General features: G+C 58.7%; 12 protein-coding genes. 1 reads left to right on the top strand and 11 read right to left on the bottom strand.

Going from position 1 to position 13,879, the window contains the following annotated elements:
• Positions 1 to 21 precede the first annotated feature (21 nt).
• The 6 genes from hemL to DWZ54_RS10290 all read right to left on the bottom strand — a co-directional run bounded on the left by hemL (position 22) and on the right by DWZ54_RS10290 (position 6,845).
• Positions 22 to 1,341: a glutamate-1-semialdehyde 2,1-aminomutase gene (gene hemL / locus DWZ54_RS10315; RefSeq protein ID WP_118476106.1), complete on the bottom strand. Its 1,320-nt coding sequence runs from the start codon at positions 1,339 to 1,341 to the stop codon at positions 22 to 24.
• 3 nt (positions 1,342 to 1,344) lie between these two features.
• A complete protein-coding gene (gene hemB / locus DWZ54_RS10310; protein ID WP_118476104.1) occupies positions 1,345 to 2,325 on the bottom strand; it encodes a porphobilinogen synthase in 981 nt (326 codons plus the stop codon).
• A gap of 95 nt (positions 2,326 to 2,420) precedes the next feature.
• Positions 2,421 to 3,944, bottom strand: a complete 1,524-nt coding sequence (cobA, locus tag DWZ54_RS10305; protein WP_118476102.1) for a uroporphyrinogen-III C-methyltransferase — start codon at positions 3,942 to 3,944, stop codon at positions 2,421 to 2,423.
• 79 nt (positions 3,945 to 4,023) lie between these two features.
• Positions 4,024 to 4,968 carry a hydroxymethylbilane synthase gene (hemC, locus tag DWZ54_RS10300; RefSeq protein WP_118476100.1) on the bottom strand — a complete coding sequence of 315 codons (945 nt, stop codon included), beginning with the start codon at positions 4,966 to 4,968 and terminating at the stop codon, positions 4,024 to 4,026.
• Positions 4,928 to 6,247, bottom strand: coding sequence for a glutamyl-tRNA reductase (gene hemA / locus DWZ54_RS10295; RefSeq protein WP_118015356.1), 1,320 nt, complete (start codon positions 6,245 to 6,247; stop codon positions 4,928 to 4,930). Before hemA ends, hemC begins: the two co-directional genes overlap by 41 nt.
• Complete coding sequence (locus DWZ54_RS10290; RefSeq protein WP_255418148.1) at positions 6,216 to 6,845, bottom strand: bifunctional precorrin-2 dehydrogenase/sirohydrochlorin ferrochelatase; 630 nt, start codon at positions 6,843 to 6,845, stop codon at positions 6,216 to 6,218. Before DWZ54_RS10290 ends, hemA begins: the two co-directional genes overlap by 32 nt.
• A gap of 302 nt (positions 6,846 to 7,147) precedes the next feature.
• On the opposite strand from DWZ54_RS10290, the gene DWZ54_RS10285 reads away from it, so the two are divergent.
• Complete coding sequence (locus DWZ54_RS10285) at positions 7,148 to 7,873, top strand: LytTR family DNA-binding domain-containing protein (RefSeq protein ID WP_118476096.1); 726 nt, start codon at positions 7,148 to 7,150, stop codon at positions 7,871 to 7,873.
• A 46-nt stretch (positions 7,874 to 7,919) separates the two neighbouring features.
• On the opposite strand, the gene DWZ54_RS10280 is transcribed toward DWZ54_RS10285, so the two are convergent.
• The 5 genes from DWZ54_RS10280 to DWZ54_RS10260 all read right to left on the bottom strand — a co-directional run bounded on the left by DWZ54_RS10280 (position 7,920) and on the right by DWZ54_RS10260 (position 13,835).
• A complete protein-coding gene (locus DWZ54_RS10280; RefSeq protein ID WP_118476094.1) occupies positions 7,920 to 9,269 on the bottom strand; it encodes a sensor histidine kinase in 1,350 nt (449 codons plus the stop codon).
• A complete protein-coding gene (locus tag DWZ54_RS10275) occupies positions 9,266 to 10,204 on the bottom strand; it encodes a hypothetical protein (RefSeq protein WP_158573652.1) in 939 nt (312 codons plus the stop codon). The genes DWZ54_RS10280 and DWZ54_RS10275 overlap by 4 nt, the downstream gene beginning before the upstream one ends.
• Positions 10,205 to 10,303: 99 nt before the next feature.
• Complete coding sequence (locus DWZ54_RS10270; protein WP_118476091.1) at positions 10,304 to 11,638, bottom strand: type II secretion system protein GspD; 1,335 nt, start codon at positions 11,636 to 11,638, stop codon at positions 10,304 to 10,306.
• Between the two features lie 31 nt (positions 11,639 to 11,669).
• Positions 11,670 to 12,272, bottom strand: coding sequence for a hypothetical protein (locus tag DWZ54_RS10265; protein ID WP_118476089.1), 603 nt, complete (start codon positions 12,270 to 12,272; stop codon positions 11,670 to 11,672).
• 102 nt (positions 12,273 to 12,374) lie between these two features.
• On the bottom strand, positions 12,375 to 13,835 hold the full coding sequence (locus DWZ54_RS10260) for a glucose-6-phosphate isomerase (protein ID WP_118476087.1): 1,461 nt from the start codon (positions 13,833 to 13,835) through the stop codon (positions 12,375 to 12,377).
• Positions 13,836 to 13,879 lie beyond the last annotated feature (44 nt).

Genomic DNA, 13,879 nt, shown 5'->3' with positions numbered 1-13,879 from the left:
CGGATGCAATTATATGTGAGGTCAGCGGCGGCTGGCGGCCACGTCGGCAAAGGCCTTGCCGGCAGCCTCGATCGTGCGGTCGATATCCTCGTCGCTGTGCGCGCCCGACATGAAGAGCGTCTCAAACTGTGACGGTGCCAGATAGATGCCCTGCTCGAGCATGCTCTTGAACCAGACCTTGAAGGCCTCCTGGTCCGATGCACAGGAATCCTCGTAATCGTAAACTTCATGCTCGTTGAAGAAGATGCCGAACATGGAACCGGCCTGATGCGCCTGGATCGTGACACCGGCTTCCTTGGCCTTTTCGAGCCAGCCGAGCAGCAGCTTCTTCGTCTTGAGCGTCAGCCTGCGGCTGTAGTCGGCCTCGCCGGGTTCCGGCTCAGCCGTGATGAGCTTGAGCGTTTCAATGCCGGCCGTCATTGCCAGCGGATTGCCCGAGAGCGTGCCCGCCTGATAAACAGGGCCGGCCGGCGAAACCTTCATCATGATGTCGCGGCGTCCGCCATAAGCGGCGACTGGCAGGCCGCCGCCGATGATCTTGCCGAGGCACGTGAGGTCTGGCGTAATGCCGTAGGCTGCCTGTGCACCGCCGAGCGAGGCGCGGAAGCCGCACATGACCTCGTCGAAGATCAGAAGCGTGCCGTGCTCTTCCGTCAGGCGGCGCAGCGTGCGCAGGTAGCCCTGTTTCGGCGGCACACAGCCCATGTTGCCGGCCACCGGCTCGACGATGACGGCGGCAATCTCATCGCCCATCTCATCCATGACCTTCGTGATGGCTGCGGCATCGTTGTACGGCACGGAAATCGTATCGGCAGCCGTCCCCTTCGTGACGCCCGGCGAACTCGGCACGCCGAATGTCGCCATGCCGGAACCGGCGTTGACGAGCAGGCTGTCACTGTGGCCATGGTAGCAGCCGATGAACTTAACGATCTTGTCGCGTCCCGTGTAGCCGCGTGCCAGGCGCAGAGCGCTCATCGTCGCCTCCGTGCCCGAGTTGACCATGCGGATGATCTCAATGGATGGATAGACCTTCATGACGAGCTTCGCAAGCTCCGACTCCAGGAGCGTCGGCGCGCCATAGCTTGTGCCGCGCTCGGCGGCCTCCTGCAGCGCCTTGACGACGTTGGGATGTGCATGACCGACGACCATCGGGCCCCAGGAACCGACGTAGTCGATGTACTCATTGCCATCGATGTCGAAGATGCGGTCGCCCTTCGCCTTCGCGATGAACGGCGGGTTGCAGTCGACGTTGGCATACGAGCGCACCGGGCTGTTGACGCCGCCCGGCATCAGATTCTTGGCCTCTTCAAAGGCCGCTTTCGATTTTTCCAGATTCAGCATCGCTTACTCCTCTTCCTGCAGCCATCTTGCGGCATCCATGGCATGATACGTGATGATGATGTCGGCACCGGCGCGCTTCATGCTCGTCAGCGTCTCGAGCACGATGCGCTTCTCATCGATCCAGCCGTTCTGCGCCGCAGCCTTGACCATCGCGTACTCACCGCTGACGTTGTACGTGGCAATCGGATGATGGATGTGGTCGCGGACCTGACGCACGATATCGAGATAGGCAAGCGCCGGCTTGACCATGATGATATCCGCACCTTCCATGACGTCGAGATCGACTTCCTTGAGGGCCTCGCGCGCATTGGCCGGGTCCATCTGATACTGGCGGCGGTCACCGAACTGCGGCGCGCTGTCTGCCGCATCGCGGAACGGACCGTAATAGCCCGATGCGTATTTGACCGCATAGCTCATGATGGAAACATTGATGAAGCCATGTGCATCGAGGGCTTCGCGGATGGCAGCCACGCGGCCGTCCATCATGTCGGACGGTGCGATGATGTCGGCACCGGCTTCAGCCTGCGAGACGGCGACTTTCTGCAGGAGCTTGAGCGTCTTGTCGTTATCGACGTAATGACCTTCGAGATGGCCGCAGTGACCGTGCGTCGTGTACTGGCAGAGGCAGACATCGCCGACAATCATGAGCTGCGGCACGGCAGCCTTGATGGCCTTGATGGCGCGCTGTACCGGGCTCGTCGGATCCCAGGCCGAGGAACCATCCGCATCCTTGTACGCCGGCAGGCCGAATACCTCAACGGCCGGAATGCCGAGTGCAGCGATTTCCCTGGCCAGCTCGACCGCATTATCCACCGAGAGATGGTAGCAGTTCGGCATGCTCGGAATCTCTTCCTTCACATGCTCGCCCGGTACGACGAAGATTGGATAGACAAAATCCTTGGCCGAAAGATTCGTTTCGCGGACCATGGCACGCATGGCCGGCGTGATGCGCATGCGGCGCGGACGAAGTTTCTGATTGTACATAACAACATCTCCTAAAGTTCAAAAAGGAAGCCGCCCCCACTGGCACGGTATTCCATGAAAATACAGGTTCAGGAAGAGCTCTTGCGGACAGGCCCTCACAACGAGGCCCGCATGGCCTCCACCAGGCCTTCAATCGTGTACGTCTTCGCCACGACGGAAGGCTCGATGCCCTGCGCGCGGGCGGTCGCTGCCGTCACCGGGCCGATGCAGGCCGTGCGGACATGCTGCAAGGCTTCCGTACCGCCGAGAATCTTGATGAGATTCAATACCGTCGAAGAGCTCGTAAACGTCACGAAATCGATTTCCCCGTTCGCGAGCGACTCACGCAGGGCTTCCGCCTCCTCCGCAGAAACCTCGGCCGCCACCGTCCGGTAAACCGGCACGACATCGACCGTCGCTCCCTGCTCGCGGAGCTTCTCCGGCAGGATCTCACGCGCCTCCGCCGCACGCGGCAGCAGAATCTTGGCATGCGGCGGCAGCTTGCCCTTGAGCGCCTCGATGACGCCTTCCGCGCGGAACTCCTGCGGCACGACATCGGCGCGGATGCCGTAAGAGAAAAGCTTTTTCGCCGTTGTCTGGCCGATGGCCGCAATCTTCGCATAGCCGAGGGCTCGCACGTCCCTGCCTGCCTTGTCAAGGCGCGCGAAGAAGCGTTCCACACCATTCGTGCTCGTGAAAATCAGCCACTGGTAATCGGTGATATGCCCGATGGCCTCATCGACGGCACGGTAATCATCAGCAGGAGCTGCGATGGAAATCGCCGGTTTCTCGATGACGCGGGCACCGAGATTTTCCAGCAGAGCCGTGAGCTTCGAGGCCTGGCTGCGCGCCCGCGTTACAAGTATCGTCTTGCCAAAGAGCGGCCGCTGAGAAAGCTTGTCAAACCACTGCAGCTTGTCCCGGAGCTTCACGACCTCGCCGACAATGAAGATGGCCGGCGGTTTCAGGCCCGTGCGCTTCACATCCTCGGCAGCCTTGCCCACCGTCGTGATGAGGACCTTCTGCTCCGGCTTCGTGCCCCAGCGAATCACGGCAGCCGGCGTATCGGCCGGGCGGCCGTTGTTGATGAGTTCCTGCGTGATGTGCGGCAGGTTGGCCACGCCCATCAGGAACACGAGCGTATCGACGCCCGTCGCGAGCTTGTCCCAGCGCATGTTGCTCTGGCCCTTCGTCGGGTCCTCATGACCCGTGATGACAGCGAAGGACGTCGCGACAGCACGGTGCGTCACAGGGATGCCCGCATAAGCCGGCACGGAAATCGCCGACGTGATGCCCGGCACGATCTCAAACGGAATGCCGTTCTCCTCGAGCAGAATGCCCTCCTCGCCGCCGCGGCCAAAAACGAAGGGATCGCCGCCCTTGAGGCGCACGACCGTCTTGCCTTCCTTTGCCTTATCCACGAGCAGCTGATTGATGTCGCCCTGCTTCATCGTGTGATGGCTCGAGGCCTTGCCGACGTAAATGTATTCGGCTTCCTCAGGCGCCCACTTCAGGATGCGGTCGTCCGCCAGCCGGTCGTAAACGACCACATCGGCCTTCTTGAGGCAGTCCACTGCCTTGATGCTGACGAGGCGATAATCGCCCGGACCTGCGCCCACCAAATATACCATACCAGCCATGTATTGATCTCTCCCTTTTCAAGCATTCTATTGCCAGCAGCGGCTGCCATCCTCTTTTTTCAGCAGCCCTGCTGAAAAATCACGAGCGGTCGAGCAAGAGCCCGAGCTCATGCAGGATGGCAAGGCCGCCCGCCGCAAGCAGCCGGTCGGCAAGCTCACGGCCGAGGACGGCAGCTCCTGCCGCACTGCCGCTGAGTTCATCGCGGTACAGGCGGGCGCCATCCAAGGAGGCAATCACCGCCTGCACGCGCAGCCGGTCTTCATCGAGCGGCGTCGCATAAACACCGACCGGCACCTGGCAGCCGCCCTCGACGCGCGCGAGGAAGGCCCGCTCTGCCTCTGCACAGCGCACCGTCTTCGCATCGTTGAGGAATGCGATGAGCTCACGCACTTCTTTATCCTCGCGACGCGTCTCGATGGCCAGCGCCCCCTGCCCCACGGCAGGCAGCACGAGTTCCTGCGGCAGGACCTCTGTGATGCGGTCGCCAAAGCCCAGGCGCTTGAGGCCCGCCACGGCCAGGATGATTGCATCGAAATGATCTTCCTCGAGCTTGCGCAGGCGCGTATTGACGTTGCCGCGCAAATCCTCGATATGAAGATCGGGGCGTACATGCAGGAGTTGCGCCTTGCGGCGCAGACTCGACGTGCCGACTTTGGCGCCCTGCGGCAAAGCCCGCAGGGTCTTGTAATGCGGGCTCACCACGGCATCGCCCGGATCAAAGCGCTTCGTGATGGCTGAGATGACGAGGCCCTCCGGGACCTCCGTCGGCATATCCTTGAGGCTGTGCACGGCAATGTCGATGCCGCCAGACAGCATATCCTGCTCCAGCTCCTTCGTGAAAAGCCCCTTGCCGCCGATCTTGGCAAGCGGCGCATCGAGGATCTTGTCACCCTTGGTCGTCATGAGTTTCTTCTCGACCCGCAGCGACGGATAGCGTTTTTTCAGGCAGTCCGCCACGTAATCCGCCTGCCAGAGGGCCAGCTTACTGCTCCGCGTACCGATAATGATTGTGTCGTTTTTCACTGGTTCCCGTCTCCCCTATCGTATCAAGTTTGAATAAGGCGCGCATGGCGTCGATGTAGAACTGTTCATTCGGCGTGCCGGCGGAAGCATTGAGCTTCATCATCGGCATGCGCAGGATTTTGCGCACGATCATGCGCGTCATGTGCTCAATCTGCCGACGCTCCGATTTCGTCAGATCCGGCAGCTTCGAGGAAGCCCGGTGGATTTCCCGCAGACGGATGCGCTCGCAGCGCTCCGAGAGCAGGGCCATCAGCGGCCGGAACGACAGATACTGGAACTTGTCCTCGATGGACTGCACCTCTTCTTCGACGATGCGTTCAGCGCCCCTGGCCTCGGCCTGGCGTTCCTGAACATGCTCATCGACGACAGCCTCGAGCGCATCGATGTTGTAGAGGATGACCCCCTTTATGTTGCTGACCTCCGGATCGACATCGCGCGGCACGGCGATGTCGATGAAGAAAATCGGGCGTCCCTTGCGCTTCGTCATGAGCTGGCGCGTCTCCCAGGGCTTGACCACATAATGCGGCGCACCGGTGGACGTGACGACCACATCGATATCGGCCGCATGCTTCAGCGCACCCTCAAAGGGCACGGCCTCGCCGTGGAAGCGGGCGGCCAGATCCTGTGCCTTCTCGAAATGGCGGTTGGCCACGTAGATTTTCTTGATGCCGTGCGACACAAGGTGCTCGGCCGTGAGCTCCGCCATCTTGCCGGCGCCGAAGATCAGAGCACTCGACTGCTCGAGCGGGCCGAGCTTCTCGCGCGCCAGCTCGACAGCCGCATAACTGACCGAAACGGAATTGTACGCAATGCGGGTCTCCGTGCGCACGCGCTTGCCCGTCGCAATGGCGCGGTGGAACAGCGTGTTGAGCACGGTGCTCGTCGTGCCCGCCTCGCGGGCAATCGCGTAGGCATCCTTGACCTGCGACAGGATCTGGCCTTCGCCGAGCACCAGGGAATCCAGACTCGACGCGACGCGGAACAAATGACGGATGCATTCTTCATCGACAAAGGAGTAGAGATAGGCGTCGATATCCTCCTCATTGCCCGTCAGGTCAAACAGGAACTGCTTGAGCGTGGCAAGGTCCTCCTGTGCATCATCGACCACGGCATACATCTCGCTGCGGTTGCAGGTCGAGAGGATGACGGCTTCGGAAATCCCCTCGTATTCATTGAGGTTTTCAAGGCCATCGCGCACGGCTTGCTTGGAAATGGCAAAGCGCTCCCGCACATCAACAGGTGCCGTCTTATGATTCAGACCCAAACTCAGTAATTGCATGTTGAATTTCAACCTCCGCCTGGTCAAGATGACCAGCTTCCACTAAAGATAATACACGTTTATCGAGCGCCCGCCGCCAGAATGCCTGGCGCGCCTCACTCGTCGAGAGCTCCTGTTTCATCCGGCTCCGCAGGGCACTCAAATGCTCCAGCCACAGCCCGAGCAACGCGGGGAACTCCGCTTCGAGCTGCTGCCGCAACTGGCGGGAAAGCGCAGGACTCCTGCCATTTGTCGAAACCGTAAAGAGCACATCCCCGCGCCGCACGCTGGCCGGTACCGTAAAATCAGAAAGCTCCGGCTGCTCAGCCGCATTGACGAGCGCACCGAGGGATTTCGCCTCCGCAGCCGCCTGCCGGTTGACGGCGGAATCATCCGTCGTGCAGAAAACCAGGAAGGGCTGCAGCGCAGAGAGACAGCCGCGCTCATACGGCTTTGGCAGCCATCGCAGCTTCTCTTTCGCCGCCATAGCAGCGAGCCGTTCCGTCAGCTGCGGCGCGATAACCGTCACATCTGCCTCGGCAAAAAGCAGGGTGGCCGTCTTCCGCTGTGCCACACGACCGCCTCCGACCACGACACACGACCGGCCACCCAATTCCATATTCAGGGGATACTGCATCGTCATCCCTCCGCACCCCAGCTCATTTCCAACTGTTATGAATCCGCATCAATTACGAATCTCATTCATAAATCAATTTCCTATCTTATTATAACCTAAATGCATCAAAAAAAAAAGAAGGGATGACAAGAATCCGTACGGTATCATTTTCGTCAGACGGGCCTGAAAACCATCCGTTCATGTCAAAAAATCGCCACTTCAGGACACCTTTCCTGCCGAGTCCCGCTAAACTTGGTATAATATAAAATATGAATACGGCCTGCGGGCATGAGGGAGGAGATACGATGTTACGGATTGCAATTTGTGATGACCAGGCGGAACAAGTCCAGCTCATCCGAAAAGCAGCGGAAAACTACTTTAAGACCAAGCGGGAATTCGTCTCTTATGAAGACTTCGATAGCGCCTTTGCCTTCATCGATGCCATTGAACATGGCGCTGTGTTCGACATTGTCCTGCTCGATGTCTGCATGCCGGGTCTTTCGGGCATGGACGCGGCACAGGAGCTCCGGAACCGGCACAGCAGGGCCGAGATCATCTTCCTGACCACGAGCGATGAATTTGCCGTCGATGCCTTTGCCGTAAAGGCGACGGACTATCTCCTGAAGCCCTTTACGCAAAATCAGTTCAACAAGGCTATGGACCGGGCCTTCTCCTACATCCGCCAGCGAAACAGCGCCAAGATGATCTTCCGGCTCGTGGGCGGCGGCATCCGAGTCGAGGAAATCGCCCGCATCCTGTACATGGAAAGCCACGGCCACATCATCCAGGTTCATCTCAACGACGACACCATGCTGGAAACGAGAAAATCCATCCAGGAAATGAAAGAAGAACTCGACAAGATTGCGCCGGGACAGTTCGCTTCGCCCAACAAGGGCTACCTCGTGAACCTCAATGCCATTCATCTGATCAAGACAGAATACGTGGAGATTCATGGCCATCACATCCCGCTCGGCAAGCGCAAGTACCGGGAATTCCAGGAACTCTACTTCCAATTCATGTTCGCCACCTGAAGGCAAACAGAAAACGGGAGCTGCACGTGCAGCTCCCGTTGTTTGTTTAATCCAGGGATTCAACCGGCGCCATCGATACCTGCAGGTACGTGATGAACCAGCCATCCTTCTGCTGGCACAGGACACCAGCTTCGTATTTATCACGGAAACGGGCCAGGGATTTCATGCCGAGGCCGTGCCCCGTGACATGCGTCACGGGCAAACCGTCGCCATCGAACGGCACGAAGCCGGCAAACAGATTCTTCACGAGGATATTCAGCATGCCGCCCTGCCGCCGGGCCACCACCGTGATATTCCGGCAGTCCGGCGGCTGTCTGCGGCTGGCCAGCAGGGCATTCTCGAGCAGGTTGGACAGCACGATGGACAGATCCCCGCTGAACGGTATCTCCTCCGGCAGATCGACGGCCGCCGTAACGGGGATGCCCTCTTCCTTCGCCCGCGAAAGGTAAACCGTCAGAGCCGCATTGATGAGGACGTTCTGACAGTACCGCGGCAGTTTCGTGCGGTCAAACTCCATGCCGAGCGACTCGATGTATGCCAGCACGCCATCCCGGTCCCTGCACTGCACGAGAGCCAGGAGCTTCGTCAGATGTTCCCGCCGCTCCTGGTAAATGGCCGCCATACGCCGCTTCGAGTCCCGGGACATCTCCACATAATTCGCCGCTGACACGAGCTGCTGATGCAGCGTGTGATTCTTCTCATACGTATCGAGCTCCTCATACACCTCCACCTGGCCGCTGCGCACACTGGCCATGAGCAGGACGATCACGGCGAGCAGGAAAAAGCGCGCGCCGAGCAGGCTGAAATACTGCTCCTGCGAATCATAAAGGCTGATGTAGAGCGTATCGATGGCCAGCAGCATCGGGATGATCGTGATGGAACGCCAGTAACGCCGCGTGGACGCTTCCTGGAAGTGGCTGAACACATTGGTGAAAAAGCGCAGCAGGAAGGGAAAGGAAATCAGGCACAGCCCTCCGTAAAAGAGGATTTCCTCCAGACAAAGGTCCTCAAAGGGCGTATCGGGGAAGGCAGCCAGGAAGAAATGGCGCATGAAGGTATAGAAACAACTGGTGAGCAGGATGCGGAATGACAGAATGAACAAATGGCCGATCCAGAATGGTTTCGTGAACCAGAGACTCAGCAGGAAGGGCGGCAGCCAGCCCACATATCCCATCGCCCAGTAGGCAGCAGCATGCGAAGGAAAGATATCCTGCCCGATCAGGAACTGGAAGCCGATGATTTCCAACAGGACCATGATGGCCCAGCAGGCAGCCAGCTGCCGCTTCTGCTTCTGTTCCAGGAAATTCCGGAACGGCAGGATCTGCAGGGAATAAAAAATCTGCAGGACCAGCGTGTAGATTGTCGTGATGCCAAGCGATACGAAGAATGCCTTCATTTCTTCACCATCTCTTCCTGGAGTCGCAGCAGCAGCTGCTCCGCCTCCCGATAATGGCCGTTTTCCACGAGTTCCGCCAGCATCCGCAGCTGATGACGGCTGTCATGGCGCAGAATGGCCAGCTCCTTCTGTTCCTGGCGCAGGGAAACGGCATAATCGTTGAGCTGCGTCAACTGCTCCTGCAGCTGCAGATTCCGCTCCTTTAGGGAAAACATCTTCTGCACCTGCAGGATACCGTCGCGTATCGACACCACCAGGAACAGGCCGACGAGCAGCAGCACGCCTCTCGTGACCACGGTGTAAAGCTGGATGGAAGGCAGGAAGAGAAGCGAGGGATCCAGCGTCATATACCCGGCGTTGCCGTGGTAGTAGCATAAGAGCAGCGGCACCGGGCCCAGGTACAACCAGAACGACGGACGCTTCCCGAGGAGCTGACGGGACGTGAAAAGCTGCCGCAGGATGCGCATCATCAGCGGCATCCCGAGCAGGAACAGCGCGAGGTAGATGACAAAGTACAAGTGGAAGCGGTTGAACATCCAGGCCTGCGGCAAAAGCATCTTGAACACCTCGAGCGCCAGCGTATGAATCGAAATCATGTAGATGGCCTGCAGTCCGAGGACAAAGAGATGGCGGAACCAATAGGGCCGTATCGTGAAAATCAGCAGCAGGAAATGCGGCATATAACAGAAATAATACAGTTTCTGGAAGATGCCGTCATCAAACGTCAGGATTTCCCGGTAAAACAACAGGGACAGCAGGATTAACTCCAGCAGGAAGATAATGAGATGGCCGCCAATCAGGAAACGGCGCGTCGTTGAACCGGCGATGGAACGGAACGGATAGTAGCGCAGATAGGCCGGCGGCAGCAGTGAAACACAAAACAGGAACACGGTAAGGCAGATATAGCCCAAGGCATCAATCCCTCCTCTCGACATGATCAGGCAGCAGCCTCCCGCAGTGGAGGCATGCTCTCTCTGAAAATCATTATTGCTGACTTTCCGTCTTTTGTCAAACCATGCGCCCATCCCATGCGCTTACATGCTGTTGGACGTTCCTGCGCTGCCATCCGGCAGAGCATGTGCCGTCAAGAAGATCATGACCTCGGATTCTGAATGGCTCTTCTTGAGACTGCGGAAAAAATTACCCAGTATGGGCAGGTCGCCAAGGAAGGGGATCTTGCTCATGGTGCGCGATTCCTCGCTGCCGATCAGGCCGCCGATGACCATCGTTTCCCCATCCCGCAGGGATACGGTCGTATCGGCCCGGCGGTTCTGGAAGCGATACGCCTTGATATCGGCGACATAAAGCGGTGAGCTGACCTCGGTATGGACCTCAGCCGTGATACGGCCATCGTCATGCAGGCGCGGGCGGCAGCGCAGGATGATGCCGGCCTGCCGGTAAGAAAAAGTCGTCGTCGTCGATGTCTCATTGACCGTCTGCGTCGGCACGGGAACCTCACCGCCGATGTTGATGACGGCTTCCCTGCCCTGCAGTGTTGTGATATTCGGACGCGCGAGGATCCTGGCCTTGCCGTCTGATACGAGTGCATGGAGTTTGGCACCATAGTAAAACTCAAACGGGATGCCTTCAGGGCCGCGCCCGAACTGGATGATGCCGGGCACGCCCTCGCCGCCCGTCGAGCGGTGAATCTCATACTCCTTCTCCTCGCGGTTCGTGCCCTTGTGGCGATACGTCTCACTGTGTTCCGGATAGCGCGGCAGACTCGACCACTGCCATTCCACGCCGAGCTGCTTCGCCGCATCCTTGGAAATCGCCACGACCTTCGCCTCGAGCGACACCTGCCGCGGCTCCACATCGAGCTCCCGCAGCAGGGACATCGTGTGTTGCGCTTCTGCCGCATCGCCGTAAAGCAAGAGGCTGTTCGTCGCGCTGTCGACCAGGATGCGTCTTTTCGCCTCCTCCGCCGCAGGCGTCTCTTTTTCCTTCCCATCATGTGCCGGATGCTCTGCCATGAGGCTGAGACTGGCAGCCCGGGCCAGTTCATACGGGTCGGCATGGCGCACAGGATAGACGTGAACGCGCTTCAGGGCGGCGGCTTTCGACGGCAGCGTCACAAGATACGCGTTCTCCTCCTGCACGAGCACCAGTCCCTTCAGTGCCGCCACTTGACGCAGCAGCTGCTCCGGCTCTGCTGATGCGGAAATCGTCACCTGGCCGCTGATGTCCTCATCAAAGATCAGGCTCATGCCCTTCATGCGCGCCAGCGACATCATGACATCCCGCACTTCGCCGCCCTCGACCTGCACCTGGACGGGCGAAGCCGAAGCGGACGGACTCACGAGAGAACTGCCCAAAGCGATGACAGCCGCCAGACTGCCCAGGAAAAAAGACTGCCTTCTGATACCCATGCCTTATACCTTCCTTTCCAGTTCTTTCACCTTAATCGGAATGACGAGCGGAATGAAGCAAACGGAGATACTGTTCCCCCTGAGGCCCGAGCAGCAGCACACCCTGCCGCTCGATTTTCTGCACCTGCCAGCCGGCAAACGACTCCCCCTCCGTAAGGGACGCACTTTTCGAGCCGGCCGCAAGGATTGCGAACCGCCCGGCTTCCCCGTAGAGTATCCCGCGCAGGTGAACAGCAGATGACACTTCTGCCGGTGTTCTCTGCTGCGGGGCAGCTGCTTCTCCCTCCGGCCTCGAGGCTGCGCCCCCGCCTGTGCCTTGCGACACGGATGCTCTCTCCGGTGAAGCATCTGGCCGTACAGATGGTTTGCCGGGAACAGACTGGCTCTCCGCGCGTTTCTCATGGTGCAGGGAAAAGGGATTGCGCAGCTCAGACAGCGGGATCTCCGCCAGAGCTGCTGGTTCCTGCTGTACGAGCTTCGGCTTCGCCACGCTTTCCTGACTTCCGGCCTCGGCTGCCACGGGCTGCATCTCCAGCTGCTCCTCATCCTCCGGCCAGCACCAGAGGACCAGAACGGCAAGGCCTGCCAGCAGCCCGGCCCCGCATTTTTGATGTTTTGTCAATGAGATCGTCAAGCGCCCACCTCCTGAATAGGTAAGAAAAAGAAAAAAGCCCTGCCGATACAAGACCGGCAGAGCTTTTGGTTCTTCCTTCAAAGGATCAGACGAGCTGAACCATTATTTATTGTTTTGTGCCTTGAGAGCCGCGAGTTTCGGTCCCATGATGCGCTTGTAGGACTCAACGCCCGGCTGGTTGAAGGCATCGACATCTGCGAGTTCGCCTTCATAGGCAACGCTCATAGCCAGCATGTACAGAAGTTCGCCGAGGTGGTACGGAGTGAGCTCCGGCAGCGTGAAGCAAGCATTGTAGCGCTTGTTGGAAGCCAGGGCATCGGCATTCGACTGACGAGCGACTTCAAGAGCCTGGCTCATCGTGACGCCAGAGATGTCCGCAAGCTTCTTGGCTTCCGGGAAGACATTCGGGATCGTGAGGTCATTTGCCCATTTGTCAATCTTGACAAACTGGACGACCTTGTTGAGCTTGCCTTCCTGATGCTGCTGGGTCTGGGAGTGCATATCCGTCGTGCCGACTGCGACGAGCGGCGTGCGGCCATAGCAGACTTCCTTGCCCTCTTTGTTGAACTGCTTGCCGAGGGATTCAGCGAGCAGCTGGATGTACCACTCGGAAACGGATTTGAGGTAATCGCCATACGGCATCATGACTTCGATATCGCGGCCATGCTTCTCGGAAGCGGCAAACTTCAGGAAAGCATTGAGCATAGCCGGGTTCTGCCAGATATCATCGTTCTGGCAGGCCTTATCCATGTCTTTCGCACCGTCGAGGAACGACTGGATGTCAAAGCCGATGCAGGCAGCCAGCGTCAGGCCGACTTCGCAGAAAATCGTGAAGCGTCCGCCGACACCATCCGGTACAGCGTACTGCGGCCAGCCCTTCTCGATGGCCAGCTTCTTGAGGAGCGTCGGGTTCTCGGTGTTCGGGTCCGTGACAGCGACGACTTCGACATCGATGCCCGGGAACTTCTGCAGAGCATCGTAGACGACCATGAAGTTCGACATCGTATCGAGCGTGCCGCCGGATTTCGAGATGACGAGCAGCAGGACCTTGAGGTTGCGTTTCTCATGATACTGCAGGATCTTGGACTCGTTCTCAAGATGATGGATGAGGTCACCCGTGCTGCGCGGGTCAATGTTGTTGCCGCTGAAGTAGACCTGCGGGAAGCCGTTGCGCTCTTCCTTCGAAAGTTCATTCCAGAACGAACCGCAGTGAACGTCGAACAGGACCTTGTTGCCGAGGTAGGAACCGCCGATACCCATCGAAACGACGACATCGACATTGTCCTTGACGTGGTCCGTGAGTTCCTGCAGATGCTTGAGAGAGCTCGGGCTGTTCAGATGGCCTTCCTCAACGTACGGCAGCTGCGAGAACAGAACCTTCTCCGGCTCGCCATCTTTGGAAAGGTGGGCGCGGATAAAGCCCGTCTCACGCATGACCTTCATGGCCTCGTGAGCCTTCTTGAGATCTTTCTCATAAAACTTCAGATCGTCTTCCGTGACTTTGCCTTCGCCATACAGGTTGTCATAGTCAAACGTAAAGCCGGATTTCAGTTTTAAACTCATCTTTGTAACACTCCTCTTTCTTTTTCCCGTTACAACCGCATGAA

The organism is Mitsuokella sp. AF33-22 (genome assembly GCF_003475755.1).
Classification (GTDB): domain Bacteria; phylum Bacillota; class Negativicutes; order Selenomonadales; family Selenomonadaceae; genus Mitsuokella.
The sequence above is the reverse complement of the archived record's forward strand: the minus strand, read 5'-3'. Positions and strand labels throughout refer to the sequence as shown.

Coding starts and splice junctions, on each gene's coding strand:
- DWZ54_RS10260 (WP_118476087.1), bottom strand. CDS start 13,835: ATGAGTTTAAAACTGAAATCCGGCTTTACGTTTGACTATGACAACCTG.
- DWZ54_RS10280 (WP_118476094.1), bottom strand. CDS start 9,269: ATGAAGGCATTCTTCGTATCGCTTGGCATCACGACAATCTACACGCTG.
- cobA (WP_118476102.1), bottom strand. CDS start 3,944: ATGGCTGGTATGGTATATTTGGTGGGCGCAGGTCCGGGCGATTATCGC.
- hemA (WP_118015356.1), bottom strand. CDS start 6,247: ATGCAATTACTGAGTTTGGGTCTGAATCATAAGACGGCACCTGTTGAT.
- DWZ54_RS10275 (WP_158573652.1), bottom strand. CDS start 10,204: ATGTCGAGAGGAGGGATTGATGCCTTGGGCTATATCTGCCTTACCGTG.
- DWZ54_RS10270 (WP_118476091.1), bottom strand. CDS start 11,638: ATGGGTATCAGAAGGCAGTCTTTTTTCCTGGGCAGTCTGGCGGCTGTC.
- DWZ54_RS10285 (WP_118476096.1), top strand. CDS start 7,148: ATGTTACGGATTGCAATTTGTGATGACCAGGCGGAACAAGTCCAGCTC.
- hemB (WP_118476104.1), bottom strand. CDS start 2,325: ATGTACAATCAGAAACTTCGTCCGCGCCGCATGCGCATCACGCCGGCC.
- DWZ54_RS10290 (WP_255418148.1), bottom strand. CDS start 6,845: ATGGAATTGGGTGGCCGGTCGTGTGTCGTGGTCGGAGGCGGTCGTGTG.
- hemL (WP_118476106.1), bottom strand. CDS start 1,341: ATGCTGAATCTGGAAAAATCGAAAGCGGCCTTTGAAGAGGCCAAGAAT.